The sequence below is a fragment of the Pseudomonas sp. PDM22 genome (genome assembly GCF_014851965.1).
Taxonomy (GTDB): Bacteria; Pseudomonadota; Gammaproteobacteria; order Pseudomonadales; family Pseudomonadaceae; genus Pseudomonas.
The window spans coordinates 313,396-339,786 of sequence record NZ_JACVAR010000006.1; the positions used below are offsets into that span (position 1 = coordinate 313,396).

The 26,391-nt window shown below is 66.8% G+C and carries 22 protein-coding genes; 5 read left to right on the forward strand and 17 right to left on the reverse strand.

Translation table 11 applies throughout. The features are described from left to right. Positions 1 to 45 precede the first annotated feature (45 nt). The 4 genes from IB255_RS22025 to IB255_RS22040 all read left to right on the forward strand — a co-directional run bounded on the left by IB255_RS22025 (position 46) and on the right by IB255_RS22040 (position 5,811). Positions 46 to 1,296, forward strand: a complete 1,251-nt coding sequence (locus tag IB255_RS22025) for an OprD family porin (RefSeq protein ID WP_081516612.1) — start codon at positions 46 to 48, stop codon at positions 1,294 to 1,296. Positions 1,297 to 1,389: 93 nt separating this feature from the next. Next, positions 1,390 to 2,781, forward strand: a complete 1,392-nt coding sequence (locus IB255_RS22030) for a GntP family permease (RefSeq protein ID WP_081516611.1) — start codon at positions 1,390 to 1,392, stop codon at positions 2,779 to 2,781. A 202-nt stretch (positions 2,782 to 2,983) separates the two neighbouring features. Beyond that, entirely contained in the window at positions 2,984 to 3,754 is a 771-nt protein-coding gene (locus tag IB255_RS22035) for a 3-hydroxybutyrate dehydrogenase (RefSeq protein WP_081516610.1), read from the forward strand. Positions 3,755 to 3,855: 101 nt separating this feature from the next. Next, entirely contained in the window at positions 3,856 to 5,811 is a 1,956-nt protein-coding gene (locus IB255_RS22040) for an acetoacetate--CoA ligase (protein WP_081516609.1), read from the forward strand. Positions 5,812 to 6,128: 317 nt separating this feature from the next. Here the strand turns inward: IB255_RS22040 and pcaC are convergent, their stop codons facing one another. The 9 genes from pcaC to IB255_RS22085 form a co-directional block, all read right to left on the reverse strand. Beyond that, the gene (pcaC, locus tag IB255_RS22045) at positions 6,129 to 6,527 is read right to left on the reverse strand and encodes a 4-carboxymuconolactone decarboxylase (RefSeq protein ID WP_045208224.1); all 399 of its coding nucleotides are present in this window, start codon (positions 6,525 to 6,527) and stop codon (positions 6,129 to 6,131) included. Between the two features lie 112 nt (positions 6,528 to 6,639). Then, positions 6,640 to 7,443: a 3-oxoadipate enol-lactonase gene (pcaD, locus tag IB255_RS22050; protein WP_192210865.1), complete on the reverse strand. Its 804-nt coding sequence runs from the start codon at positions 7,441 to 7,443 to the stop codon at positions 6,640 to 6,642. 9 nt (positions 7,444 to 7,452) lie between these two features. Next, positions 7,453 to 8,823, reverse strand: a complete 1,371-nt coding sequence (locus tag IB255_RS22055; RefSeq protein WP_192210866.1) for a 3-carboxy-cis,cis-muconate cycloisomerase — start codon at positions 8,821 to 8,823, stop codon at positions 7,453 to 7,455. A gap of 145 nt (positions 8,824 to 8,968) precedes the next feature. Continuing rightward, positions 8,969 to 10,174 carry a 3-oxoadipyl-CoA thiolase gene (gene pcaF, locus IB255_RS22060; RefSeq protein WP_192210867.1) on the reverse strand — a complete coding sequence of 402 codons (1,206 nt, stop codon included), beginning with the start codon at positions 10,172 to 10,174 and terminating at the stop codon, positions 8,969 to 8,971. Continuing rightward, positions 10,171 to 10,953 carry a CoA-transferase subunit beta gene (locus IB255_RS22065; RefSeq protein WP_081516605.1) on the reverse strand — a complete coding sequence of 261 codons (783 nt, stop codon included), beginning with the start codon at positions 10,951 to 10,953 and terminating at the stop codon, positions 10,171 to 10,173. The genes pcaF and IB255_RS22065 overlap by 4 nt, the downstream gene beginning before the upstream one ends. Continuing rightward, a complete protein-coding gene (locus IB255_RS22070; protein ID WP_081516604.1) occupies positions 10,953 to 11,801 on the reverse strand; it encodes a CoA transferase subunit A in 849 nt (282 codons plus the stop codon). Before IB255_RS22070 ends, IB255_RS22065 begins: the two co-directional genes overlap by 1 nt. A 393-nt stretch (positions 11,802 to 12,194) precedes the next feature. After that, entirely contained in the window at positions 12,195 to 13,127 is a 933-nt protein-coding gene (gene catA / locus IB255_RS22075) for a catechol 1,2-dioxygenase (RefSeq protein WP_192210868.1), read from the reverse strand. A gap of 46 nt (positions 13,128 to 13,173) precedes the next feature. Beyond that, positions 13,174 to 13,464: a muconolactone Delta-isomerase gene (gene catC, locus IB255_RS22080; RefSeq protein ID WP_081516603.1), complete on the reverse strand. Its 291-nt coding sequence runs from the start codon at positions 13,462 to 13,464 to the stop codon at positions 13,174 to 13,176. 41 nt (positions 13,465 to 13,505) lie between these two features. After that, on the reverse strand, positions 13,506 to 14,627 hold the full coding sequence (locus IB255_RS22085) for a muconate cycloisomerase family protein (RefSeq protein WP_192210869.1): 1,122 nt from the start codon (positions 14,625 to 14,627) through the stop codon (positions 13,506 to 13,508). Between the two features lie 148 nt (positions 14,628 to 14,775). Between IB255_RS22085 and IB255_RS22090 the strand changes: the two genes are divergently transcribed. After that, positions 14,776 to 15,648 carry a LysR family transcriptional regulator gene (locus IB255_RS22090; RefSeq protein WP_192210870.1) on the forward strand — a complete coding sequence of 291 codons (873 nt, stop codon included), beginning with the start codon at positions 14,776 to 14,778 and terminating at the stop codon, positions 15,646 to 15,648. Positions 15,649 to 15,666: 18 nt separating this feature from the next. Here IB255_RS22090 and IB255_RS22095 read toward each other — a convergent pair whose 3' ends face one another. The 8 genes from IB255_RS22095 to IB255_RS22130 form a co-directional block, all read right to left on the reverse strand. Further along, a complete protein-coding gene (locus IB255_RS22095; protein WP_318652769.1) occupies positions 15,667 to 16,440 on the reverse strand; it encodes a 1,6-dihydroxycyclohexa-2,4-diene-1-carboxylate dehydrogenase in 774 nt (257 codons plus the stop codon). A gap of 101 nt (positions 16,441 to 16,541) precedes the next feature. Then, entirely contained in the window at positions 16,542 to 17,555 is a 1,014-nt protein-coding gene (gene benC / locus IB255_RS22100; protein ID WP_081516599.1) for a benzoate 1,2-dioxygenase electron transfer component BenC, read from the reverse strand. A gap of 78 nt (positions 17,556 to 17,633) precedes the next feature. Next, on the reverse strand, positions 17,634 to 18,119 hold the full coding sequence (benB, locus tag IB255_RS22105; RefSeq protein ID WP_081516598.1) for a benzoate 1,2-dioxygenase small subunit: 486 nt from the start codon (positions 18,117 to 18,119) through the stop codon (positions 17,634 to 17,636). Continuing rightward, positions 18,119 to 19,486, reverse strand: a complete 1,368-nt coding sequence (benA, locus tag IB255_RS22110) for a benzoate 1,2-dioxygenase large subunit (protein WP_081516597.1) — start codon at positions 19,484 to 19,486, stop codon at positions 18,119 to 18,121. Before benA ends, benB begins: the two co-directional genes overlap by 1 nt. Positions 19,487 to 19,636: 150 nt before the next feature. Continuing rightward, the gene (locus tag IB255_RS22115; protein ID WP_192210871.1) at positions 19,637 to 20,080 is read right to left on the reverse strand and encodes a cupin domain-containing protein; all 444 of its coding nucleotides are present in this window, start codon (positions 20,078 to 20,080) and stop codon (positions 19,637 to 19,639) included. 355 nt (positions 20,081 to 20,435) lie between these two features. Beyond that, entirely contained in the window at positions 20,436 to 21,389 is a 954-nt protein-coding gene (locus tag IB255_RS22120; protein WP_192210872.1) for an AraC family transcriptional regulator, read from the reverse strand. A gap of 221 nt (positions 21,390 to 21,610) precedes the next feature. After that, positions 21,611 to 22,024 carry a type IV pilin protein gene (locus IB255_RS22125; RefSeq protein ID WP_081516594.1) on the reverse strand — a complete coding sequence of 138 codons (414 nt, stop codon included), beginning with the start codon at positions 22,022 to 22,024 and terminating at the stop codon, positions 21,611 to 21,613. A gap of 12 nt (positions 22,025 to 22,036) precedes the next feature. Further along, complete coding sequence (locus tag IB255_RS22130) at positions 22,037 to 26,362, reverse strand: pilus assembly protein (protein ID WP_192210873.1); 4,326 nt, start codon at positions 26,360 to 26,362, stop codon at positions 22,037 to 22,039. Positions 26,363 to 26,391 lie beyond the last annotated feature (29 nt).

The window sequence follows — 26,391 nt, forward strand, 5'->3', positions numbered from 1 at the left end:
GGCTAGTCCCGCTTCGCACACGGCGCCGCGCCAGGAGATCACCCGATGAGCCGTACCGCCATTCTGGCCGCCCTCGGTTCCACCCTCGTCCTTTCGCCCCAGGCCTTCGCCGAATTTCTTGCCGACAGCAAGGCCAGCGTCGAACTGCGCAACTTCTACTTCAACCGCGACTTCCGCCAGGACAACGCCGCGCAGTCCAAGCAGGACGAATGGGCCCAGGGCTTTCTGCTGCGCTACGAATCCGGCTACACCGAAGGCACCATCGGCGTGGGCGTGGATGCCCTCGGCCTGCTCGGCGTGAAGCTGGATTCCAGCCCCGACCGCGCCGGCTCCGGCCTGCTGCCGCGCGACAAGGACAAGGTCAACGGCGCGCCGGACGACTACAGCGAGCTGGGCCTGACCGCCAAGCTGCGCGCCTCAAAAAGCACGCTGAAGATCGGCACCCTGCTGCCCAAGCTGCCCACCGTGCTGGCCAACGATTCGCGCCTGCTGCCGCAGACCTTCGAAGGCGCGCACCTGAATTCCGCCGAGTTCGCCGGCCTGACTTTCGATGGTGGCCGCCTGCGCCAGGTGAGCCAGCGCGACTCGTCCAACCGCGAGGACATGACCGTCACCAGCGGCAGCGCGCGCGGCATCGTCGCCACCGACACCAGCGACCAGTTCGACTTCGCCGGCCTGAGCTACAAGTGGACGCCGCAACTCACCACCGGCTACAGCTACGCCAAGCTCGACGGGCTCTACGACCAGCACATCGTCAACCTGGTGCATGTGCTGCCCGTCGCTGCCGGCCAGTCGCTGAAGACCGACCTGCGCTACGCGCGTTCCGACGACGACGGCCACAGCAACGTCGACAACCGCGCCTTCGGCGCGATGCTCACCTACACCCTGGGCGGCCACGGCTTCGGCGCCGGCTACCAGAAGATGAGCGGCGACACCGGCTTCGCCTACATCGGCGGCACCGACGCCTTCCTGGTCAACTTCGTGCAGATCGGCGACTTCGCCAACCGCGACGAGAAGTCCTGGCAGGCCCGCTACGACTACGACTTCGGCGCCCTCGGGGTTCCCGGCCTGACCTTCATGACGCGCTACCTGTCCGGCGACAGCATCGAGCTGGGCGCGGGCAAGCCCGAAGGCAAGGAATGGGAACGCGACACCGATATCGGCTACGTGGTGCAGAGCGGCCCGCTGAAGAACGTCGGCGTGAAGTGGCGCAATGCGACGGTGCGCTCCAGCCACTTCGGCAACGACCTGGACGAGAACCGCCTGATCCTCAGCTACGTGCTGCCGCTCTGGTAACCAACTGACCGCCTGACTCCTGATCGTCAAGCAAGCCCACTACAACAAGAACGACGCGCGGCTCCTGGCCGCGCGACAACTGGAGATACTTCGATGAGCGTGGTCATCGCCCTTGCGGCCCTCGCCCTGCTGATGCTCGCCGCCTACCGCGGCTACAGCGTGATCCTCTTCGCCCCCATCGCGGCACTGCTCGCGGTGCTGCTGACGGACCCTGCCGCCGTCGCCCCGGCCTTCACCGGGGTGTTCATGGAGAAGATGGTCGGCTTCGTCAAACTCTACTTCCCGGTGTTCCTGCTCGGCGCGGTGTTCGGCAAGCTGATCGAGCTGTCGGGCTTCTCGCGCTCCATTGTCGCCGCCGCCATCCGCCTGCTTGGCACCAGCCAGGCGATGCTGGTGATCGTGCTGGTCTGCGCCCTGCTCACCTACGGCGGCGTCTCGCTGTTCGTGGTGGTGTTCGCGGTCTACCCCTTCGCTGCCGAGATGTTCCGCCAGAGCAACATTCCCAAGCGGCTGATCCCGGCGACCATCGCCCTGGGCGCGTTCAGTTTCACCATGGATGCCCTGCCCGGCACCCCGCAGATCCAGAACATCATCCCCACCGCCTTCTTCAACACCACCGGCTGGGCCGCGCCCTGGCTGGGGCTGATCGGCAGCCTCTTCGTGTTCAGCGTCGGCATACTGTTCCTGCGTCGCCAGGCCGGCAAGGCGCGCGCCGCCGGCGAGGGCTACGGCAGCGAGCTGCGCAACGAGCCGGAAACCGCCGACGACATCCGGCTGCCCAACCCGCTGCTGGCGCTCTCGCCCCTGGTGCTGGTGGGCGTCGCCAACCTGCTGTTCACCCACTGGATTCCCCAGGTCTACGGCAAGACCCACAGCCTGCAACTGGCCGGCATGGCCGCCCCGGTGGCCAGCGACGTGGCCAAGCTGACCGGCATCTGGGCGGTGCAGGCGGCGCTGTTGCTGGGCATCCTGCTGGTGCTGGTGACCAGCTTCACGGTGATCCGCAGCAAGCTTGCCGAGGGCAGCAAGACCGCCGTGGGCGGCGCGCTGCTGGCGGCCATGAACACGGCCTCGGAATACGGCTTCGGTGCGGTGATCGCCTCGCTGCCGGGCTTCCTGGTGCTGGCCGATGCGCTGAAGAAGATTCCCGACCCGCTGATCAACGAGGCCATCACCGTCACCACCCTGGCCGGCATCACCGGCTCGGCGTCGGGCGGCATGAGCATCGCCCTGGCGGCCATGTCCGAGCAGTTCATCGCCGCCGCCCACGCCGCCAACATCCCGCTGGAAGTGCTGCACCGGGTCGCGGCCATGGCCTCCGGCGGCATGGACACCCTGCCGCACAACGGCGCGGTCATCACCCTGCTCGCGGTCACCGGCCTGACCCATCGCGAGGCCTACAAGGACATCTTCGCCATCACCCTGATCAAGACCCTCGCGGTGTTCGTGGTGATCGGCACGTTCTACGCCACCGGCATCGTCTGAGAATCCGCTTGTGGCTAGCTGCGCGTCGGCATAACTGCGTCAAAAGCAGGCGATGGCTGCTCATTGACTACACGTCAACTCCGCGTCCTCGCCTGCTTTTTCCTTGTTCTGCTCTAGCTCGCAAGGCCACAAACGAATTCCGGGCAATCCAATGTTTTGATAGTCGCAGCAATGCGGCCAACCCGTTCCAGAGGAGATTTGCATGACTCTCAAAGGCAAGACCGCACTGGTCACCGGCTCCACCAGCGGCATCGGCCTGGGCATCGCCGCACGCCTTGCACAGGCGGGTGCCAACGTGGTGGTCAACGGCTTCGGCGATATCGACGCGGCGGTACGCGAGCTGTCGGTACATGGCACACGCATCGGCCACCACGGCGCAGACATGGCGCAACCCGAGCAGATCGCCGAGATGATCGCCTACGTCGAGCGCGAGTTCGGCGGCCTCGACATCCTGGTCAACAACGCGGGCATCCAGCACGTCGCGGCGCTGGAGGATTTCCCCGTGGAGCGCTGGAACGCGATCATCGCCATCAACCTCTCCTCGGTGTTCCACACCACCCGCCTGGCGCTGCCGGGCATGCGCCAGCGCGGCTGGGGGCGCATCCTCAACATCGCCTCGACCCATGGCCTGGTCGCCTCTGCCGGCAAGAGCGCCTACGTGGCCGCCAAGCACGGGGTGATCGGCCTGACCAAGACTACCGCCCTGGAAACCGCCACCAGCGCCATCACCTGCAACGCCATCTGCCCCGGCTGGGTGCTGACGCCGCTGGTGCAGCAGCAGATCGACGCGCGGATAGCAGCCGGTGCCACACCCGAACAGGCACGCCACGACCTGCTGGCGGAGAAGCAGCCGTCGCTCGACTTCGTCACCGCCGACCAGCTGGGCGAGCTGGCGCTATTCTTGTGTTCTGAAGCCGCCGCCCAGGTCCGCGGCGCCGCCTGGAACATGGACGGCGGCTGGGTCGCGCAGTGATTCACCCGCAGCGGCGAAGCACTTCCGGCGACGCTTCGTGTCAAGATGATGGGGGCCGCTGGTCGGCGGTGCCCACCGTTCCTTCGCTGGAGTCGTCGTCAATGAACCCACTGCTCTGGACACCCTCCCCCGAACGCATCGCCGCCACCCGGATGGACGCCTTCCGCCGCAAGGTGGCGCAGCAGCACGGAGTCGACCTGCCCGACTACGCCGCATTGCATGCCTGGAGCATCGCCGAGCGCGAAGCCTTCTGGCTGGCCATCATCGACACCTTCGGCGTGCAGTTCCACGAGGCGCCCACGGCGGTCCTCGAGGAAGGCCCGGAAATGCCCGATGCGCGCTGGTTCCCCGGCGCCACCCTGAACTTCGCCGAACACCTGCTGCGCCGTCGCGACAACAAGCCGGCGCTGATCGCCATCAGCGAGGATGAGCGTCGCGAGGTGATCAGCCATGCCGAGCTGGCCGCCCAGGTCGCCGGCCTGCAGTGTGCCCTGCGCGAAGCCGGCGTGGGCGTCGGCGACCGCGTCGCGGCCTTCATGCCCAACACCTGGCAGACCGTGGTCGGCATGCTCGCCACCACCAGCCTCGGCGCCACCTGGTCGAGCTGCTCGCCAGACTTCGGCACCCATGGCGTGATCGACCGCTTCGGCCAGATCGAGCCCAAGGTGCTGATCGCCTGCGCCGGCTACCGCTACGCCGGCAAGATGCTGGACCTCAGCGCCAAACTCAACGAAATCCTCGCCCAGCTGCCCACCCTGGAGCAGCTGGTGATCGTCCCCTACGCCAACGGCCACGCGCGACGCAGCGACTTCCAGACGCCGGCGCTGGTCAGCCTCTGGCAGGACTTCTTCCACAGCGGCGGCGAGCCGGTATTCACCCCGGTGCCTTTCGACCACCCGCTGTACATCCTCTACTCCTCCGGCACCACCGGCGTGCCCAAGTGCATTGTCCACGGCGCCGGCGGCGTGCTGCTGCAGCACCTGAAGGAGCACGGCCTGCACGTCGACCTGGGCAACGAAGACACGCTGTTCTACTACACCACCTGCGGCTGGATGATGTGGAACTGGCTGGTCTCGGGACTCGCCGTCGGCGCGACGCTGGTGCTCTACGACGGCTCGCCCTTCCACCCCGGCCCCGAGCGCCTGATGGACCTGATCGACGCGGAGAACATCAGCGTGTTCGGCACCAGCGCCAAGTACATCGCCGCACTGGAAAAGGCCAACGTGCGGCCGCGCCAGAGCCACTCGCTGGAACGTCTGAAGACCCTGCTCTCGACCGGTTCGCCACTGGCCCACGAGAGCTTCGACTACGTCTACCGCGAGGTGAAACCCGACCTCTGCCTGTCGTCGATCTCCGGCGGCACCGACATCGTTTCCTGCTTCGCCATCGGCAATCCGACCCTGCCGGTGTGGCGCGGGGAAATCCAGTGCAAGGCACTGGGCATGGCGGTGGAAGTCTGGGACGAGGCCGGCAGACCGGTGCGCGGCGAGAAAGGCGAGCTGGTCTGCGTGCGGCACTTCCCGTCCATCCCGGCGGGCTTCTGGAACGACGAGAACAACGAGAGATTCCTCGATGCCTACTTCGCCACCTTCCCCGGCGTCTGGGCCCACGGCGACTACGCCGAGGAAACCGAGCACGGCGGTCTGGTGATCCATGGCCGTTCCGATGCCGTACTCAACCCCGGCGGTGTGCGCATCGGCACCGCGGAAATCTACCGCCAGGTGGAGAAGATCGAACAGGTGCTGGAGTCCATCGCCATCGGCCAGGAGTGGCAAGGCGACGTGCGCGTGGTGCTGTTCGTGCGACTGCGTGACGGCGTGGAACTGGACGAAGCGCTGCAGGAACGCATCCGCCAGACCATCCGCAGCAACACCACCCCACGCCATGTGCCGGCGAAGATCCTCGCGGTCAGCGACATCCCGCGCACCATCAGCGGCAAGATCGTCGAACTGGCGGTACGCAACGTGGTGCACGGCCAGCCGGTGAAGAACACCGACGCGCTGGCCAACCCGCAGGCGCTCGAGCTGTTCAGGGACAGGAAGGAGTTGGAGAGCTGAGTCTCTCCAGATTCGTGGAGAGCGGCTCTTGATCTCGTAACAGAGCTTCTCCGCGATCCGGCTGGCAGGCCGGCAGGCCTGTTCCGCCATCGCGGGCATGGCCCGCTCCTACAGGGACATCGCATTCGGATGGGCTGGGGCACCCGGCCCATGCCCACGATCCATCGTAGGGCGCATAACCTGGAACAGGTTATCCGCCGGCGATCCTGCGGCGGATAACGCTGGCGCGTTATGCGCCCTACAAGAACAGCCCCTACCTGCGATCAGCGCTCTCGCCAATCAGTCACCGCCCGGATGCGTGGTCCGGGCGGCGCTGATCAGGCGTCGCCCAGCGACTCGGTGCCCAGCTCGTCCCACACCGCCTCGGCGAGGTGGAAGGTGGCGTTGGCGGCCGGGATGCCGCAGTAGATCGCACTCTGCAGCAGGACTTCCTTGATCTCTTCGCGGGTCACGCCGTTGTTGCGCGCGGCGCGCAGGTGCAGCGTCAGCTCGCCCTCGCGGTTCATGCCAATCAGCATGGCGATGGTGATCAGGCTGCGGGTGTGGCGCGGCAAGCCGGGGCGGGTCCAGATGTCACCCCAGGCATGGCGGGTGATCATTTCCTGGAACTCTTCGTTGAAGGCGTTGCGCTTCTGCAGGCTGCGGTCGACGTGGGCATCGCCCAGCACCGCGCGGCGCACCTGCATGCCGGCTTCGTAGCGTTCTTTCTCGTCCATCTCTAACTCCGGTGTTGGCCTGTAGGACCGAGGGGGGCGCCTAGCCCTTGCTCGCGAACCCGAGCCCGCAGCGGGGTTTGTTCGCGAGCAAGCTCGCTCCTACGAAAAGCAGTTATGCGCGCAGGAAGTCCAGCACGCGCTGGCTGAAGGCATCGCCGGCCTGCACGTTGGACAGGTGCGCGGCGCGGAATTCCGCCAGCTCGGCGCCGGGAATGCGCGCCTGCAGGAAGCGGCCGTCCTCGGTGGTGGTCACCGGGTCGGCAGCGCCGCAGACCACCAGGGTCCGCGCCGAGATAGCACCGATCTCTCCACGGAAATCGGCATCACGCACAGCCGCGCAGTTGGCTGCGTAACCTTCCGGCGAAGTCTGCGCCAGCATGCCGACGATAGGCTCGACCTTGCCCGGCTCAGCTTCGGCGAAGTCGGCGGTGAACCAGCGCGAGATCGAAGCATCACGCAGATTGCGCATGGCCTCGGCGCCGCCGCTGAGCACGGTCTCGATACGCGGGTTCCAGACTTCCGGGGTGCCGATCTTGGCGGCGGTGTTGCACAGCACCAGGCGCTCGATGCGCTCCGGCGCATGGATGGCCAGCCACTGGCCGATCAGGCCGCCCATGGACAGGCCGCAGAAATGCGCGCGCGGGATGTCCAGAGCGTCCAGCAGGGCCAGCACGTCGCGGCCATTCTGCTCGACGCTGTACGGGCCGGGAGTGACCAGCGAAGCGCCGTGGCCACGGGTGTCATAGCGCAGCACGCGGAAGTGTTCGGCGAAGGCGGCGACCTGCGCGTCCCACATGTGCAGGTCGGTGCCCAGGGAGTTGGACAGCACCAAAACCGGAGCGTCGGCGGGGCCTGAGAGTTGCGGCCCTTCGAGTAAGTAATTCAGGTCGCCATCGGCGAGACGTACGGCAGGCATGCAAGGCTCCTATGGGGATTCTTTGCGCGAAGAAAGTGCGTGGTGTTCGGCCAGCGCGCGCTCGACCCAGCGGCGCGCCTGGCCCAGGTAATGGGCGGGATCGAGCAGGCGATCCAGCTCTTCGGCATTCAGTTGGGCGGCGACTTCGGCGTTGGCACCGAGCACCGCGCGCAGGTGTGCACCCTCCTTCACCGCCTGTTTGCAGCACTGCTCCACCAGGTGGTGTGCGGCGTCGCGGCCGATGCGCTGGGCCAGGGCGATGCTCACGGCTTCGGCGAGCACCAGGCCACGGGTCAGGTCGAGGTTCGCCAGCATGCGCCCGGCGTCGACTTCCAGGCCCGGCACCAGGCTCAGCGCCTGTTGCAACGCACCGGAGACAAGGCAGCACAGCTCCGGCAGGCTTTCCCATTCGGCGTGCCACAGGCCGAGGCTGCGCTCGTGCTCCTGGGGCATGGCGGCGAACAGGGTCGAGACCAGGCCGGGCGCGCGGGTCGCCGCGCCAATCAGCACGGCGGCGCCCACCGGGTTGCGCTTGTGCGGCATGGTGGAGGAACCACCCTTGCCCGGCGCGGAAGGCTCGAAGACTTCGCCGGCCTCGGTCTGCATCAGCAGGCTGAGATCGCGGCCCAGTTTGCCCAGGCTGCCGGCGATCAGGCCGAGCAGGCTGGCGAACTCCACCAGGCGGTCGCGCTGGGTGTGCCAGGGTTGTTCGGGGAGTTGCAGGTCCAGCTCTTCAGCCAGCGCTTCGGCCACGGCGAAGCCCTGCTCGCCCAGCGCGGCGAGGCTGCCGGAGGCGCCGCCGAATTGCAGGCACAGCAGGCGCGGCTTGAGTTCGCTCAGACGCTGGCGATGGCGGGTAATCGCACCCAGCCAGCCGGCGATCTTCATGCCGAGGGTGACGGGCGTGGCGTGCTGCAGCCAGGTGCGGCCGACCATGGGCGTGCCGGCGTGGGCTTGTGCTTGTAGGGCGAGCGCGTCGGCCAGCTGGACAAGGTCGCCTTCGAGCAGCTCGATGGCGGCACGCAGTTGCAGGACCAGCCCGGAGTCCATGGCGTCCTGGCTGGTGGCGCCCAGGTGCACGTAGCGCTCGGCTTCGGCGTCCTCGGCGGCGATACGCTTGCCCAGCGCCTTCACCAGCGGGATCGCGGAATTACCGGCGCTGCAGATGGCCTGCGCCAGTGCAGCGAAATCGTAGAGTTCGGCGCGGCAGGCGGCGGCGATGGGCGCCACGGCGCTTGCCGGGATCACACCCACGCGGGCCTCGGCACGGGCCAGCGCGGCCTCGAAGTCGAGCATGCCCTGCACCCGGCCGTGGTCGCTGAAGATCGCGCGCATGGCGGGCTGGGTGAAGTAGGCGTCGAACAGAAGGTGGGTGCTCACGAGGTGGCTCCGGAGATCGGCGGGCGTTGTCGGACAGTATGACCGGAGAGTTGCCTTTCGTAGGGCGCATAACGCGCCAGCGTATCCGCCGACCCATGGCCGGCGGATAACCTGTTCCAGGTTACGCGCCCTACAAGGCCAGAGGTCAGACGCGCTCGACGACCAGCGCCACGCCCTGCCCTACGCCCACGCACATGGTGCACAGGCCAAGCTTGCCGCCGGACTTCTGCAGCTGGTGCACAGCGGTCAGCACCAGGCGCGCGCCGCTGGCACCCAGCGGGTGGCCGAGGGCGATGGCGCCGCCGTTGGGGTTCACCCGTACGTCGTCATCGGCGATGCCCAGATCACGGGTCACCGCCAGACCTTGCGCGGCAAAGGCTTCGTTCAGCTCGATGACATCGAACTGGTCGACCGACAGGTTCAGGCGCTCCAGCAGCTTGCGCACCGCCGGCACTGGGCCGATGCCCATCACGCGCGGGGCGACACCGGCGCTGGCCATGCCGAGCACCTTCGCGCGCGGCGTCAGGCCGTGTTTCTTCACCGCCTCGGCGCTGGCGAGGATCAGAGCCACGGCACCGTCATTCACGCCGGAAGCGTTGCCGGCAGTGACGGTCTTGCCTTCGCCGTTGACCGGCTTGAGCTTGGCCAGCGCTTCCAGGGTGGTGTCCGGGCGCGGGTGTTCGTCGGTGTCGACGACGGTGTCACCCTTGCGACCCTTGATCACCACCGGGACGATTTCCTCGGCGAAGTAGCCGTTGGCCTGGGCGACGCCGGCACGCTGCTGGCTGCGCAGGGAAAAGGCGTCCTGGTCGGCGCGGTTGACGTTGTAATCGTCGGCCACGTTGTCGGCGGTCTGCGGCATGGCGTCCACGCCGTACTGCGCCTTCATCAGCGGATTGATGAAGCGCCAGCCGATGGTGGTGTCCTCGATCTTCTGACCGCGGCCGAAGGCGCTGTCGGCCTTGCCCATCACGTAGGGCGCGCGGGACATGGACTCGACGCCGCCAGCGATGACCAGCTCGGCCTCGCCGCTGGCGATGGCGCGGAAGCCGGTGCCTACCGCGTCCAGGCCCGAGGCGCAGAGACGGTTGAGGGTCACGCCCGGCACGCTTTCCGGCAGGCCGGCCAGCAGCAGCGCCATACGCGCCACGTTGCGGTTGTCCTCGCCGGCCTGGTTGGCGCAGCCGAGGTAGACCTCGTCCAGCGCGGCCCAGTCGACTTGCGGGTTACGTTCCAGCAGCGCCTTCACCGGCACGGCGGCGAGGTCGTCGGCGCGCACACCGGAGAGCGAGCCGCCGAAGCGACCGATGGGCGTGCGCACGGCGTCGCAGATGAAGACCTCGCGGCTCATTCCTCACCTCCCAGCTGGCCGTGGGCGGCGGCGGTGCGAGCTTCGAGGGCGCGCAGAGCTTCCAGCTCCACGTCGGTCGGCGCGACGGTCTCGGTCACCTGCTCAGCGAAGCGGATCGCCCAGCCGGTGTTCTCGACCACCTGCTCGCGGGTCACGCCCGGGTGCAGGGTGGTGACGATGAATTCGTTGCTGCCGGCTTCCGGCTCCATGATGCACAGGTCGGTGATGATCGCCACCGGGCCCTTGCCTGGGAGGCCGAGCTGCTTGCGATGGTCGCCGCCCTCGCCGAAGCCGACCGAGGTGATGAAGGCCAGCTTGTCGACGAAGGTGCGGTGGGACTGCTTGAGGATGATCAGCACTTCCTTGGCGGAACCGGCGATCTCCGGCGCGCCACCGGCGCCAGGCAGGCGCACCTTGGGCTTGTTGTAGTCGCCGATGACAGTGGTGTTGATGTTGCCGAAGCGGTCGACCTGGGCTGCGCCGAGAAAACCGACGTCGATGCGCCCGCCCTGCAGCCAGTAGCGGAAGATCTCGCCGGTGGGCACCACGGTGTCGGCGGTCTCGGCCAGCTCGCCGTCACCGATGGACAGCGGCAGCACGCTGGGCTTGGCGCCGATGGGGCCCGATTCGTAGATCAGGACCACGTCCGGCGAGGCGGTCAGACGCGCGAGGTTGGCGGCCTTGGACGGCAGGCCGATACCGACGAAGCAGACGGCACCGTTCTTCAGGCGGCGGGCGGCGGCCACGGTCATCATTTCATTGGTGCTGTAGGCGCTCATTACTTGGCCTCCGCGAGCTTGGCTTTGAACTCGTTGAAATCTTTCGTGCCGCGGATGTAGGTATCGATCCAGGCGTTGAAGGTGTCGCGGTCGCGGGCGATCGGGTCCCAGGCCTGGTAGAAGCGGTTGTCGCGTTCGGAGTAGCCGTGGGCGTAGGACGGGTGCGAACCGCCAGGCACCAGGCAGACGGCGGACAGTGCCCAGGTCGGCAGCACGCAGGAGTTCATCGGCGCATTCAGGTCGTCGACGATTTCCTCGACGGTGACGATGCAGCGCTTGGCGGCCAGGGCGGCTTCCTTCTGCACGCCAAGGATGCCCCACAGCAGCACGTTGCCCTTGCGGTCGGCCTTCTGCGCGTGGATCACGGTGACGTCCGGGCGCACCGACGGCACGGCAGCCAGTTGCTCACCGGTGAACGGGCAGTTGATGAACTTGATGTTCGGGTTGACCTTCGGCAGGTCGGAGCCGGCGTAGGCGCGCAGCACGGCGAACGGCAGGCCCGAGGCGCCGGCGACGTAGGAGTTGGCGAGGTCGGCGTGGCTGTGCTCGTCGATCTCCAGCTCCCGCGGCCAGCCCTTCTCCACCGCGTCACGCAGGCGATGCAGCGAACCGACACCGGGGTTGCCGCCCCAGGAGAAGGTCAGCTTGCGCACGCAGCCGGCACCGATCAGCAGGTCGTAGACCAGGTCGGGGGTCATGCGCACCAGGTGCAGGTCTTTCTTGCCCTGACGGATCAGCTCGTGGGAGGCAGCGGTCGGGATCAGGTGGGTGAAGCCTTCGAGCGCGACGGTATCGCCGTCGTTGACGAAGCGCTCGACCGCTTCGCGGAGAGTCAGGAGTTCAGCCATGGTCGGTCTCGTGGTGTAGGGGGTGCCGATGGGAAAACAGTACCGTCGGGGGGATGAGCGAACAATGCGATAATCGACTATTGGTGCGAATATCGAACACTTCTCTTAGGGGGCTAACGGCTGGTTTTCACGGGATCGGAGGTGTCTGAAGGTGGACGCAGACGTTGTCCGCGGGTCGCGGGCATGGCCCGCTCCTACAGTGTTGGCACAGCGTTGATCTGTAGGAGTTGACCATGCCTGCGACAGCCCGAGCTGCGGAGCATCAGGGCGCTCTGCGTAGGATGGGTAGAGCGCAGCGATACCCATGCGGTCGGTGCACGGATCGATGGGTATCGCTGCGCTCCCCGCCATCCTACGTCGGGGTTACGGGCAAAGTCGGAGCGTTGGCGGGAATCAGGCTTCCTGCAAGGCGCGAGGACGGTTGCTGCGATCCTCGGCATCGGCAGAAACCGCCTGCTGCAGCTGGAAGTCGAACTCGATCTCGGCGAAGCGCCCTCCCACACCGCGCGCCTTGGCGGCAGCCGCGTCCTCGACAAAACGCACCTCGCCGATCAGCCCATCACGGGTGGCATAGGCGAAGTCGTCCCACAGGTACTGGTCGCCTGCGAGGTTGATCTGCGTGGTCAGGTGGCGATGCCCCGGCGCGGAGATGAAGAAGTGGATGTGCGCCGGGCGCTGGCCGTGGCGACCGAGCTGGTCGAGCAGCTCCTGGGTCGGGCCGTCCGGCGGGCAGCCGTAGCCGCTGGGCACGATGCTGCGGGCCTTGTAGCGGCCTTCGGCGTCGGTGACGATGCGCCGGCGCAGGTTGAACTCGGACTGGGTGCTGTCGAAGTACGAGTAGGTGCCCTGGGTGTTGGCGTGCCAGAGGTCGACCACGGCGCCGGCCAGCGGCTTGCCCTGCGGGTCGAACACGCGGCCGGAAAGGAACATCACGGTGCCCGCGTCCTTGCCGTCATCCATCCGCGCTTCGCCTTCGGACAGCGGCGCGCCGGCCACATACAGCGGGCCTTCGATGGTGCGCGGGGTACCGCCGCCGATGCCGGCAGCCGCGTCCTGGGCATCCAGCAGCAGGTCGAGGTAGTGCTCGACGCCGAGGCCGGCGACGACCAGGCCGGCTTCCTGACGGGAGCCGAGACGGTTGAGGTAGTCCACCGCCTTCCAGAATTCGTCGGGGGTGACGTTCATGTCTTCGATCAGTTTCGCGGTGTCCTGCAGGATGCGCAGGACGAGGTTCTTCACGCGCGGGTTGCCCTGGTCATTCAGGGCGCCGCTGGCCTCTTCGAAGAACTTCTGGATGTCGGCAGTCTGGGAAATCTTCACGGTCATGATGCGATCCTCAAGTCTTGTTCTTGTTGAGTCGTTCGGACAGAAATCAGCGGTCGTCGGTATGGATCGAGGACGGATGGCGGCAGAGCCCGTCGACCTCGATGTCCATGTACGGGAACAGCGGCAGCTGCATCAGGGTGTCGTGCAGCTCCTCGACGCTGGCGAGGTCGAACACGCTGTAGTTGGCGTAGTGCCCGGCGATGCGCCACAGGTGGCGCCACTTGCCCTCGCGCTGCAGGCGCTGGGCCAGCTCCTTCTCGTCGGCCTTGAGCTGGGCGGCCTTGGCCGGGTCCATGTCGACGGGCAATTTCACGGTCATCTTCACGTGGAACAGCATCGGGTCTTCTCCTCTATCGGGCAGTCGGAAAGGGTTGCAAATCAGTGGCGGCGGAAGCGCGCCAGGCGCTCCTCGTCGAGAGTCAGGCCCAGGCCGGGCGTGCGCGGAACGTGCAGCTGGAAGTCGCGGTAGACCGGCGCCTCGGTGACGATTTCCTTGGTGAGCAGCAGCGGGCCGAACAGCTCGGTGGCCCAGGTCAGCTTCTCCAGGGTGAGGAAGGCGTGGGCCGAGGCCAGGGTGCCGACCGCGCCTTCGAGCATGGTCCCGCCGTACAACGCGATGCCGGCGGCTTCAGCGATCTGCGCAGTGCGCAGCACGGCGCGCGGGCCACCGTTCTTGGCGATCTTCAGGGCGAAGATGCTGGCGGCGCCGTCAGCGGCGAGGCTGAAGGCGTCGGCCACGCTCTCGATGGATTCGTCGGCCATGATCGGCGCCGGGCTGCGCTGGTTCAGGCGCACCTGGCCGCTGCGGTTGATGCGCGAGATGGGTTGTTCGATGAGGTCGATGCCGTTCTCGCCGAGCACCTGGCAGCCACGGATGGCCTGGGATTCGTCCCAACCCTGGTTGACGTCCACGCGCACGCTGGCGCGCTCGCCCAGGGCCTTCTTGATCGCCACCACGTGCTTGAGGTCCTGCTCCAGCGGGTTGGCGCCGATCTTCAGCTTGAAGATGCGGTGGCGGCGGATGTCGAGCATCTGCTCGGCTTCGGCGATGTCGCGGGCGGTGTCGCCGGAGGCCAGGGTCCAGGCCACTTCGAGACTGTCGCGCACCCGACCGCCGAGCAGCTCGCTGACCGGCAGGCCGAGGCGCTTGCCCTGGGCGTCCAGCAGCGCGCTCTCGATACCCGAGCGGGCAAAGGTGTTGCCCTTGATCGACTTGTCCAGGCGCTGCATGCAGGCGTTGATGTTGCTGGCGTCCTGGCCCTTGAGCAGCGGCGCGAAGTGCGCGTCGATGTTGGCCTTGATGCTTTCCGGGCTCTCGTTGCCATAGGCCAGGCCGCCGATGGTGGTGGCTTCGCCGATGCCCTCGACGCCGTCGGAGCAGCGCAGGCGGATGATCACCAGCGTCTGCTGCTGCATGGTGTGCATGGCCAGCTTGTGCGGGCGGATGGTCGGCAGGTCGACGATGATCGACTCGATGCGTTCGATGACGGGGCTACTCATGGACGGCGTTCCGGTCTTGGATTTGTGGATGGGCCGGGCCGCATTGCGGCGATACCCGACAGGTCTTTTCACGACTGACGAAGGATTGCGCCGGGGCCTGCAGGCAGTCCAATATCGTTGCCATCTTGTTGCATACCCTGGAGGTATCATGGAGCTGCGACACCTGCGCTACTTCCGCGAAGTGGCCGGCACCCTCAACTTCACCCGCGCCGCCGAGCGCCTGCACATCGCCCAGCCGCCGCTGAGCCGGCAGATCCAGCAACTCGAGGAACTGCTTGGCGTAGCGCTGCTGGAGCGTGGCCGGCCGCTGCGCCTGACCGACGCCGGGCGCTACTTCCACGAGCAGACCGGCACCCTGCTGGCGCAGCTGGAAAGCATCTGCGAGAGCACCCGGCGCATCGGCCAGGGCGAGCGCCAGTGGTTCGGCATCGGCTTCGCGCCCTCGACGCTGTACGACGGCTTGCCCGAGCTGATCCGCGAGTTGCGCGGCGACGCCGCTCTGGAGCTGGGGCTGCAGGAAATGACCACGGTGCAGCAGGTCGAGGCGCTGAAAAGCGGGCGCATCGACATCGGCTTCGGGCGCATCCGCATCGACGATCCGGCAATTACCCAGCAGGTCTTGCGCGAGGAGCCGATGGTCGCCGTGCTGCCCGCCGGCCATCGCCTGCTCGGCACGCTGCTGAGCCTGGAACAGCTGGCCGGCGAGGACTTCGTGCTCTACCCCGCCAATCCGCGCCCCAGCTACGCCGACCACGTGCTGGCGCTGTTCGCCAACCACGGCCTGGGCATCCGCGTGGCGCAATGGACCAACGAATTGCAGACCGCCATCGGCCTGGTCGCCGCCGGGCTGGGCGTGGCGCTGGTGCCGGCGTCGGTGCAACAGCAGCACCGCGCCGACATCGGCTACGCCACGCTGACCGACGCCGGGGCGGTCTCGCCGATCATCCTCAGCCAGCGCCGCGGCGACGTCAGTGCGCCGCTGCAACGCTGCCTGCAACTGATCGGCGCAAACCTGCCGTAAGGGCATCATGGCGGCGACTCAGCCCAGGTCGCCGCCGCCCACCGGCAGGGTCACGCCGGTGATGTAGCTGGCTTCGTCGGAGGCGAGGAAGAGGATCGCGCCGACCTGCTCGTCGATGCTGCCGTAGCGCTTCATCAGGCTGCTGTCGAGGGTCTGGTCGACGATCTGCTGGTACCAGGCTTTCTCCTCCTCGCTCTGCTGCGCCGCGTTGCGCGGGATGCGCCGCGGCGGCGCTTCGGTGCCGCCGGGCGCGGTGGCGTTGACCCGCACGCCGCGCTCGGCGGTCTCGAAGGCCAGGCACGCAGTCAGCGCGTTCACCCCGCCCTTCGCCGCCCCGTAGGGCACGCGATTAACCCCACGGGTGGCGATGGACGAGACGTTGACGATGGCGCCCGCGCCCTGCTCGAGCATCGGCACCAACGCCGCGCGGCAGCACCACAGGGTCGGGAACAGCGAGCGGCGCACCTCGGCTTCGATCTCGTCCTCGGCGTAATGCTCGAAGGGCTTCGCCCAGATGGTGCCGCCGACGTTGTTGACCAGGATGTCGAGGCGGCCGAAGCGCTTTACTGCCTCATCGACTACGTTCTGGCAGTCGGCGTAGCGTTCCAGGTCGGCGGTCAGGGTGAGCACTTCGCCGTGCTGGCCGATGGCGTCCTGCAGTTCGTGGACGATTTCCGAGCGGTCCACGGCGATGACCTTGGCGCCCTCTTCCACCAGGCGTTCGGCGACGCGCCGGCCGATGCCCTGGGCGGCGCCGGTGACGAGGGCGGTTTTGTTATTGAATCGGTTCACGGTGACCTCTTTTGGCATCTTCGTTTGGTCCACCACCCTCTCCCCTGCCCTCTCCCTGAAGGGAGAGGGTTAGGGAGAGGGGCTTTACCGGCGGAGCGCCATCAGGCCGCACTCGCCGCAAACTTCTCGAAATAGAAATTCGCCGGCGTAATGCCCTGCTCGCGGATGTGCTGGCTGACTGCCTCGACCATCGGCGGCGGACCGCAGAGGTAGATGTCCACCTCGCCGTCGTTCAGATGCACCGGCTCGATGTGCTGGGTGACGTAGCCCTTGCGCGGATAGCTGCTCTCCGGGCTGGCCACGCAGGCGCTCCAGGTAAAATTGGGGATGCGCGCGGCGAAGGCTTCCAGGCGGTCCATCTCCACCAGGTCGAAGTCATGGGTGACGCCGTAGATCAGGTGCAGCGGATGTTCGCTGCCGCGCTCGGCGATCTGTTCGAGCATCGCGGTGAAGGGCGCCAGGCCCGTGCCACCGGCCAGCAGAAGCAAGGGCCGCTTGATCTCGCGCAGGTAGAAGCTGCCCAGCGGGCCGGCCAGGAACAGCGCGTCCCCGGCCTTGGCCAGACCGGTGAGGAAGCTGCTCATCAGGCCGCCCGGCACGTTGCGGATCAGGAAGCTGACCTCGCCGTCCTTCTGCAGCGAGCTGAAGGAGTAAGCGCGGCTTTGCTCGCTGCCCGGCACCTGCAGGTTGACGTACTGCCCCGGCAGGAAGGCCAGCCTGCTCAGCGACTCGCCCTTGATCGACAGCGCGATGGTGCTTTCGGAGAGCTGGCGCACCGCGCTGATGCTGGCCTCGAAACTGGCCTGGGCGGTCTTGCAGACTTGCGAGGAGGCCGGCACGCGCACCACGCAATCGCTCTGCACGCGCATCTGGCAGGTGAGCACGTAGCCCTGCTCGGCTTCGTCCTCGGTGAGCGCGTCCTCGATGTAGTCCTGGCCCAGGTCGTAGCGGCCGGCTTCGGCGAAGCACTTGCAGGTGCCGCAGGCGCCGTCGCGGCAATCCAGCGGAATGTTGATGCCCTGGCGGTAGGCCGCATCGGCCACGGTCTCGCTGGGGCTGGCGTCGATGAAGCGGGTAACGCCGTCTTCGAAATTGAGGGCGATCTTGTGGTTCATGGCGTGCACCTCGGTGCCGCGCAGGCAGCATCGCGCGCGGCGAATCCACGCACGCGCCGCACAGCCTGCGACGGCGAATCAGATGTGGTAGATGTCGATGACTTGCCTGACGTAGTCGTTCTTCAGCACGACCTTCTTCGCCTTTACCAGCGGCTGCTCGCCACGCACGTCGAGCGTGTAGAAGCTGGTGCCGAAGTAGCTGTCGACGGTCTTGTAGCGGAAGCTCAGGGTGTGCCAGTTGAAGCGCACCTGGCACTGCCCGTCGGCCTCGCCGAGCACCTCGATGTTGCTCAGGTTGTGCGAGGTGCGCGTGTCCGGCAGGGTCGCGCTGGAGCGCTCGGTCTTGATGCGGAACACGCGGTCTTCCAGGCCGCCACGGCTGCCGTACCAGATCAGCGAGATTTCCCGCTGCGGGTCTTCGGTGAGCTGGTCGCGGTCATCCCAGGAGGGCATCCAGAAGGTGGCGTCGGCGGCGTACAGCTCCAGCCACGCATCCCAGTCCTTGTCATCGAGGTAGCGCGCTTCGCGGTAGAGGAAGTCGCGGACGCTCTCGTAGCGGCTCATCACACGCCCTCCTCTGTCACGGCGATGCGATTGGCCTGCTCGGCGGCCAGCGCATCGATCATGATCTGCTGCCAGTACTGGTGCTGCAGCACGAACAGGCCTTCGTCCTCGGTGCGTACGCCGGACAGAGCCGGCGCCAGGTCGATTTCCCGCGCCGCATCGTCGGCGCCGTCGATCCAGTGCTGCGCCCCGCGCGACATGTCGTTCCAGCCGCCCGCGCTGCCCTGGTAGGCCTGCTGGCAGGAACGGAATTCCTCCAGGTCGTCCGGCGTGGCCATGCCGCTGACGTTGAAGAAGTCCTCGTACTGGCGGATGCGCTGGGCACGAGCCTCGCTGCTCTCGCCCCTGGGCGCGATGCAGTAGATGGTGATTTCGGTGCGGTTGACGTCGATGGGCCGGGCGATGCGGATCTGCGAGCTGAACTGGTCCATCAGGTAGACGTTGGGGTACAGGCAGAGGTTGCGCGAGTTCTCGATCATCCAGTCGGCGCGGGCGCGGCCATGGTCGCGGGCCAGTTCGTCGCGGCGCTCGAAGGCCGGGCGCGCCTCGGGGTTGGCCCAGCGGCTCCAGAGCAGTAGGTGGCCGTGGTCGAAGGAGTAGAAACCGCCGCCATGCTTGGCCCAACCACCGGCGCTCATGGTCTTCACTTCTTCGCCGGCTTCGCGCTGCTGGCGCTGGCTCTGGGTGGCGGCGTAGTTCCAGTGCACCGAGCTGACGTGGTAGCCGTCGGCGCCGTTTTCGGCGGTGAGTTTCCAGTTGCCTTCGTAGATGTAGCTGCTGGAGCCGCGCAGCACTTCCAGGCCTTCGGGGGACTGGTCGACGATCATGTCGATGATCTTCGCCGACTCGCCCAGGTGCTCCACCAGCGGCTTGACCTCGGCCTTCAAACTGCCGAAGAGGAAGCCGCGGTAGGACTCGAAGCGCGCCACTTTCGTCAGGTCGTGGGAGCCTTCGCAGTTGAAGCCTTCCGGGTAGCCGGCCTCGGCCGGGTCCTTGACCTTGAGCAGCTTGCCGGAGTTGTTGAAGGTCCAGCCGTGGAACGGGCAGGTGTAGCTTGCGCGGTTGCCGGACTTGTGCCGGCAGAGCATGGCGCCCTTGTGGCTGCAGGCGTTCAGGAAGGCGTTGAGCACGCCGTCCTTGTTGCGCGCGATGAAGACCGACTGGCGACCGATCATCGTGGTCAGGAAGTCGTTCTTCTCGGGGATCTGGCTTTCATGGGCGAGGTAGACCCAGTTGCCTTCGAAGATGTGCTTCATCTCCAGGTCGAACAGGCGCGGGTCGGTGAACATCTCCCGCCGGCAGCGATAGACGCCTTTGGCAGGGTCTTCCTCAAGCAGCGAACGCAGGTAGTCGATACCCAGGGACATGGCCGGGGCCTCCGTTGTTATTGTTCAGGCAGGCTCAGGTTAGGGCTGGGTTCGGCGGGGCAATATCCGCTTTGTGCAGAGTGCTATCCGTTTTCTGCAGGGTTGCCGTGAAGCCGCAACGAAGGCCCGCGCGAGCAGGCCGCCGGGGATTCAGAGGTGGAAGATAACGCCGTATTCAGCGGCTACTTCGACGGTCTTCGGTACGTCCACGGGGCCGGGCGCAAGCTCGCGATCCAGGGCGCGGAACATCTCGATGGCCTGGCTCTGGGCGCCGGTGATTTCGAGCATCTCGCCACCGCCGGGGCCGAAGTTGAAGCCATGCAAGGTGCCGGCGGGAATGTGGATCAACGTGCCGGCCTGGCAGGCGGCCGTGCGTTCGGCGACCGTGAAGACGACTTCGCCGTGGAGCACATAGAAGGACTCGTCCCAGTCATGGGTGTGCGGCGGCGGCCCGGCACCCTCCTCGCCTGCCTGAAAGGTAATCCGCTGCGCCGCCGAGTCGGTGTCGGCGACCAGCACGTTGATGCGGATGCCGACGACATTGAGGGCCGGGCTGCGCGCTCCCGGCGAGAGAATGAACGGGGTGGGATTCATGGACGCGACCTCGCTGGGATTGCGCAGGAATTGCGCACGCCTCTTCCCAGTACAGCCCCACCCCGGCAAGCGAAGCGGGGAATCGGAGGAACGGCAGCACGTAGGGCGCATAACCCGGAACGGGTTATCCGCCGGCCACCTCGCGGCGGATAACGCTGGCGCGTTATGCGCCCTACCAATCGGCTTTCGCAGGAATGGCCTGGTGCCCTGCCGCCTTCCCCGGCGAACGCTTGAGTAGGATGGGTGGAGCTTGCGATACCCATGCTGTCGGTGCGCCGGAATTGATGGGTATCGCTGCGCTCCACGCCATCCTACGTTGGTGCTCAAGCATAACGTCGGCGTGAGCCAGCAGAGATCAGCTGCGGCGCTTGAGCGTCTCCGAGGGCAATTCGCCGAACTGCTGGCGGTAGCCTTCGGCGAAGCGCCCCAGGTGCAGGAAGCCATAGTCCAGCGCCAGCTCGGTGACGTTGCGCACCGGGCAGGCCGGGTCGCTCAGGCAGGCGCGGATGCGCTCCAGCTTGAGGCGGCGGATGTACTGGCGCGGCGTGGCGCCTGCATGCCGCTCGAACAGCGCATAGAGCGAGCGCAGGCTCATTGAAGCCTGGCGCGCCAGCGCTTCGACATCGATGTCCTCGCGCAGGTGGCCCTCGATGTACGCCTCGATGCGTTCGAAGGAAGCGCTGGCACCGGCGATGGGTTCGCGGCTGACGTTGGTCTTCAGCAGGGTCAGCAGCTTGCTGGCGACTATCTGCTGGTAGTGCTCGTCGACCCGCGCCAGGCGCTCGCCGGCTTCGGACTCCTGGCAGACCATCGACAGCAGGTTGACGAAGCCTTCCAGATCGCCCAGCTGGTAGCGGTTCTCGGTGAAGCGCACACCGGCGCGCGGGTGGTTCCAGCGCTGCTCGGCGCAGACGGCTTCGAGCAGGGTCACCGGAATCTTCAGGATGAATTTCTCGCAGTCGTCCGAGTAGGTCAGGTCGACCGGGTCGTCCGGGTTGATCAGCAGCAGCTCGCCCGGCGCCAGGTAGTGCTCCTGGCGCTGGCCGCGCCACAGGCAGTGGCCGCTGAGGAGGATCTGCAGGTGGAAGATGCTCTCCAGCGCCGGCGAGGTGACGCGCACCGCGCCGCCATAGCTGATGCGGCACAGGTCGAGGCTGGCAAAACGCCGGTGATTGAGGCTGGCCTGGGGATGGCCGTGGGCCGGCAGGCGCAGGTCGTGGGTGCCCACATGCTGGTTGACGTAGCCGGACACCGCATAGGGATCGGCACGCTCGAACACGCGGCTGCGCTCGCTCAGCAGGCTTTGCATACAGGCACTCACTCTTGTGGTTGGCCGCGCTCTTCGTCGCGGCTCGTGCGCCCAGTCTATGCCGTGGTCCGGAATACGGGCATCGGCCGGGATGGACGGTCGCGCGGGTAATCCAGGTGCAAGGCAGGCCCACGAATCCGCTTCACCCTAGGGGCCGGTACCGGCCGGCGCAATTCGACCTGTGGCGCAGTGTTCGCCAATCGCACGCTTTCGTCGCCCACTCATTGCCAGCAGGTGGTGCCGGTTCCGGTGCCGGTATTGCTGCGAGTGCCGGCCTGGTCGAGGCTCAGGCTCAGGCACGGCGTATCCTTGGCCTGGGAGCCCGTGGCGGTGGCGGTGAGCGTGTAGGTGGTGGCGGTGATGTTGGAAATGGCCAGGCTGTAGTACTGCAGAGCGTTGACATTGCTGGTCATGTTCAGCGCGGCGGCAGTGCTGGCGTAGGCATTGTTCTGCGAGTAGTAGCGCTCCTGCCGGGCCGCCGCCTCGCTGAGCACGGCCTGGGCTTCGACCCGGTGGCCGCGCAGCACGTAACGCTGGTAGCTGGGGAAGGCGATGGCGGCGAGGATCGCCACTATCGCCACCGTGACCATCAGTTCGATCAGGGTGAACCCCCTCTCCTGCCGACGTTGATTCATGCTTTCTCCCTGTCAGTTGGCTGGCTGGATCTGCCAGGTACGCCGGCCGCTCACGGTGCCGGAGTTGGTGCGGATGGCGTCCGGCAGCAGGTTGGTGCCGCCGCCCTCGCCGCCGGTGTAGGTGTAGCCACCGGAGACGGTGATATCGCCACCGCCGGTGATGAACGCCGAGAGCGCATCGAAGCTGCCGTCGTTGTTCAGGTCGAAGACGTTGTACGGCGTCAGCCCGCCGCGCTCGGGATCGATGGCGTAGCGGGTGCCGGAGAGGCCGGCGGCGCAGGTGCCGGTCTGCGGCGTGGAGCTGCTGAAGATGAGGGCGGAGCCGTAGAGCGTCATGTCGTAGATCTGCCGCTCGCCGGCCACCGGGAAGTCGAAGTACCAGCCCCATTTGTTGACGTTGGCATCGGCGGTGTTGCCAGAGGTGTCATACCACGCCACTTCGTTGTTGCTCAGGGTGTAGGTCGAGGTGCTGTTGAAGGTCCCCGTGCTGAGCGTCTGTGCCTGCAGGTTGCTGCGCGTGCGCGCCGCCGTCAGTGAGGAGGTGGTGGCCTCGCCGGCGATCTTGCGGTCCCAGATGCCGTAGACACTCTGTTGCGCCGTGGAGGTCTTGTCGGCGGTGAGCAGATAGCGGCCCGTGCCGAAGGCGACGATGTAGCCGGTGCCGCTGGGGTGATCGACCAGCGACGGCGCGGTGGTGATCGGTTGGCGCGTACCGCTGGCATTGCGCGCAACGTACAGCGGGTTGCCGCCGAAGGAAACGGCGTATCGCGCCTCCGAGGCCGTGCTGTTGAGCGGGTCGCCCCCGCTGGTGTCGATCAGGTCGAAACGCCAGAGGTTGCCCAGCAGGTCGCCGCCGTAGGCATAGTCGGCGATGCCGTCATTGTTGGTGTCCGCCACGAACAGTCGCGACAGGCCGTTGTTGAGGGCATCCAGAGAGGCGGTCTCGGCGGCGGTCAGGCTCGGCGTGGCGGTGATCTTCTTCAGCAACGCACCGGTCTGGATGTCGATGATCAGCAGCGACGCAGTGCTGCTGCCGATGTCGTAGCCATTGGGCACCAGTGCCACCCACTTGCCGTTGTGCAGGCGCGCAATGGAAGGACGCGCCGCCGTGTAGCCGAGGCTGCTGTCGTTGTCGCTGGTGAACTCCCAGAGCAGCCTGGGCGCGGCAGGGTCGGTGACGTCAAGGGCGAACACCTCGCGGCCGCCGGCGCCAAGGCTGCCCAGCAGGACCTTGTGCCAGGCCGAGCCGTAGTAGACGTCGGACACCACGGGCGTGCCGTCGACGAAAAAGCGATGCTCGGTGCCTTGCTGCTTGCCGTAGTCCGGCGCGGTGAGGGCGTTCAGGTTGGGGATCACCGCGCTGGGGATGAAGGCGAAGATCTCGGCGCCGGTGGTCGCGTTGAAGGCATGCAGCATGCCGTCGTTGGCGCCGACATAGACCACCGAGGGCTTCGCCGCCAGCGCGGTGGCGAACGCCGCATAGGTGGTGCTGCCCTCCAGGGCGTCGGCGCGCGAGGACAGATAGTCGGAGCCGCTGACCAGCACCGGTGCCGAATTGATCATGTCGCCGAGTAGCGTCGTGCGGGTGCGGAAGGTGTTGTTCTCGCCGCGCAGGAATCCGACCCGTGCCTGCCCCTGGGTATCCACCACTCCGGCGACGGTGCGGTTGAGCTGGGTCTGCTGGGCGGCGGTCAGGTTGCTCCAGTTGAAGGCGGTGAGCGCTCCGCTCTTGGCGAACAGGATGTTGCGCGCGCTGGGTGTGCCCAGTTGCGCCGACGCCCGCCACAGCGTGGTTGTGGTCGTGGTGACGGCGCCGGAGCTGCTGGTGGTCATGGTTCGCTGCTTCTTCAGCAGGTCGCCGGTCCAGTCGCCGGTGACGAAGCTGGTGCCGTAGGTGTAGCTGCCACTGTCCAGCGACTGGGAGTCGACCGCCACGGCGGCGACCGACGTATTGAGCTGGAGGATGTCGTCGAAGGCCGACTTGAGCTGGGAGGCGAGTTTGCTGGGGTTGCTGACCAGGAAGTAGTTGTCCGGCACGCCATCGCCGTCGCGGTCCCAATTGGTGAGGTCGGTCTTGCCGTACTTGGCGGCGTACCACATGGGGTCCTGCAGGCTGGTCACGGCGGTAGTGGCCGACGGCGTGAAATTGCGCGTGTGGTAGGCCGGCCGGTTGCCGCTGAGCGCCCCGCTGCTGCCGCTCAGGCCAGGCAACAGCGCGCAGGTGATCGACGAGCAGTCGCCGGGGGAACGGCCATCCGGAGTGTCGAGCCGGAAACGCGAGCTGCCGCTGCCACCGCCGGTGACCTCCAGGTACACGCCATCCTTGGTGGTGCCGGCCATGGTGTAGCCCATGTGCGATTCATCGCCGGCCACCGAGTATTCGGTCTGGCTGGTCACGTCCACGGTACCGTCGCTCCTGGCCGTCACCGTGTAGAGCACGATGGCGTCCATGTCGTAGTCACGGCCCTGTGCGGAGTCGTCGTAGACCACGCGGAAGGTGATGGAGGTGAGGTTGCCGGCGCTGTCGCGGGTCAATGTGTCGATGTAGAAGCCGGTGATCTGGCTGACCACGCTCTGGCTGACGTTCATGCTGAACGGCACCAGGCGCAGCGTCCCCTTGCTGGTCTTGATGCGGATGTTGGGCAGGGTCGAGGACTGGGCGATGGAGAAGCTCTGCACCCGGTTCGAACCCGCGGTGGTGAGCGCGTTCTGGCTGCCGAAGAAAGACACGGCCGAGGTCGCGTAGCTGCCCTGGCGCGTGGGCTCCTCGGCAAGCCCGCGAATGGTGGCGAAGCTGCTGGCGGTCTTGGCGGTGGGCGCCGAGTCATTGGTGCCGCCGGACTGGCCGACGTTCACCGAGGCACTGCCGCCGACCTCGCGGCTCCACAGGGTGGCGCCGATGCTGGCGAAGTTGAAGCTGATGTCGTTGGTCGGCTGGCTGTCGGTGCCCAGGGAGCTGCCCGGCACATCCGAGTCGTAGCTCGGGTTGACGTCGCTCATCAGCGTCATGAACGGCCGGGTGCAGGACGGGTAGGTGCTGTAGGGGTTGGCCCAGCTGGTCAGGCTGGAGAGGCCCAGGTTGGTGTCGGCTGTGCCGGCCGCGTAAGCCGCGGTCGGCGCCTTGCCGGCGTAGTAGCGCAGCGTCTCGTAGGCCATCTCGCCGAGCGGGTTGCCCCAGTCGACGCACTTGCCGTTGGTCAGCGGATTGAGGTTGTAGCCGCTGGAGTCAGTGCAGCCGGCGGAAAACACCAGGCGGTCGAGATTGGCGACTATGCCGCTGTTGTTCACGTAGCAGCGGCCGTTGAGGCAGCCGGTGCCGGTGGTGGAGTCGGTCAGAAAGCGCCCGGTGGAGCTGTTGTATTCGTTGCTGAAGGACGCCGCCGCCTTGCGCACCACGCCACCGCGCAGGTTGTTGGCGTAGGTGCCGGTGACCAGGCCGAAGTACATCTTGTCCGAGGCGCCGTAGTCGTGGAGCACACCGGTAGGTTTGTAGAGGTTGCCGTACTGGGCGCAGTTGCTTTCCAGCAGGCCGGCCACGCACACCTGCACCCGGACGTTGAGGTCGTACGCGGGGATGATGGTGGTGTCGCTGTTGGTGGTGCTGGTGACGGTGTTGGTGCCCTGGGCCGACTCGCGCGACACCCAGCCCCAGATCCGGTAAGTGCCCAGCAGCGCCTGCTGCAGGCTGGTGATGATCCGCAGCCGCGGCGTGGCGCTGCTGTTGTACGAGCCCAGCGTGCTGGAGCCGATCGAGGTGTTGGCGAAGAGCACGTACTTGCCGTTGGTCGGCACCGGGATCGGGGTGTAGTCCGCCAGGCTGTAACCGTCGCGGGCGACGCTCAGGTACTCCTTGCCCCAGCTGTGCGCGTCGTTGGGGATGAAGGCGCGCTCGAGCACCGTGGAGAAGGCGCTGTCGGTAGAGCGGTAGCCGCCGTAGAGCACCTTGCGCAGCACATCCTGGCGCGACATGGTGAGGTAGTTCAGGTAGTCGCCGCTCCAGCGGCCGATGGCGCTGGTGCACTTCTTCGTGCTGGTGGTGCTGGACGGCGCGAAGGTGCCGCTCAGGACGTCGTAGACGTAGCACTTATAGGAATCGAAGTAGCCGGTGTAATCGATGCTGGGCTTGTAGTAGGTGTCCAGCTGGCCATCGCCGTCGATGTCGGAGGCGTCGTTGTAGGCCGGGAAGTAGAGCTTCTGGTCGCGGCCCACCACCAGCATGTTCATCGGCGGCGCGATGTTGCTGACGAACAGTGGCGTCTGCGCCAGGGACGCGCCCCAGGCCTGGCCACCCGCCAGGCAGGACAGCAGCAGGAACAGCGTCGCACGCAACGACTTCATGGTGTCGGCATCCTTGTACGACCGGAAAA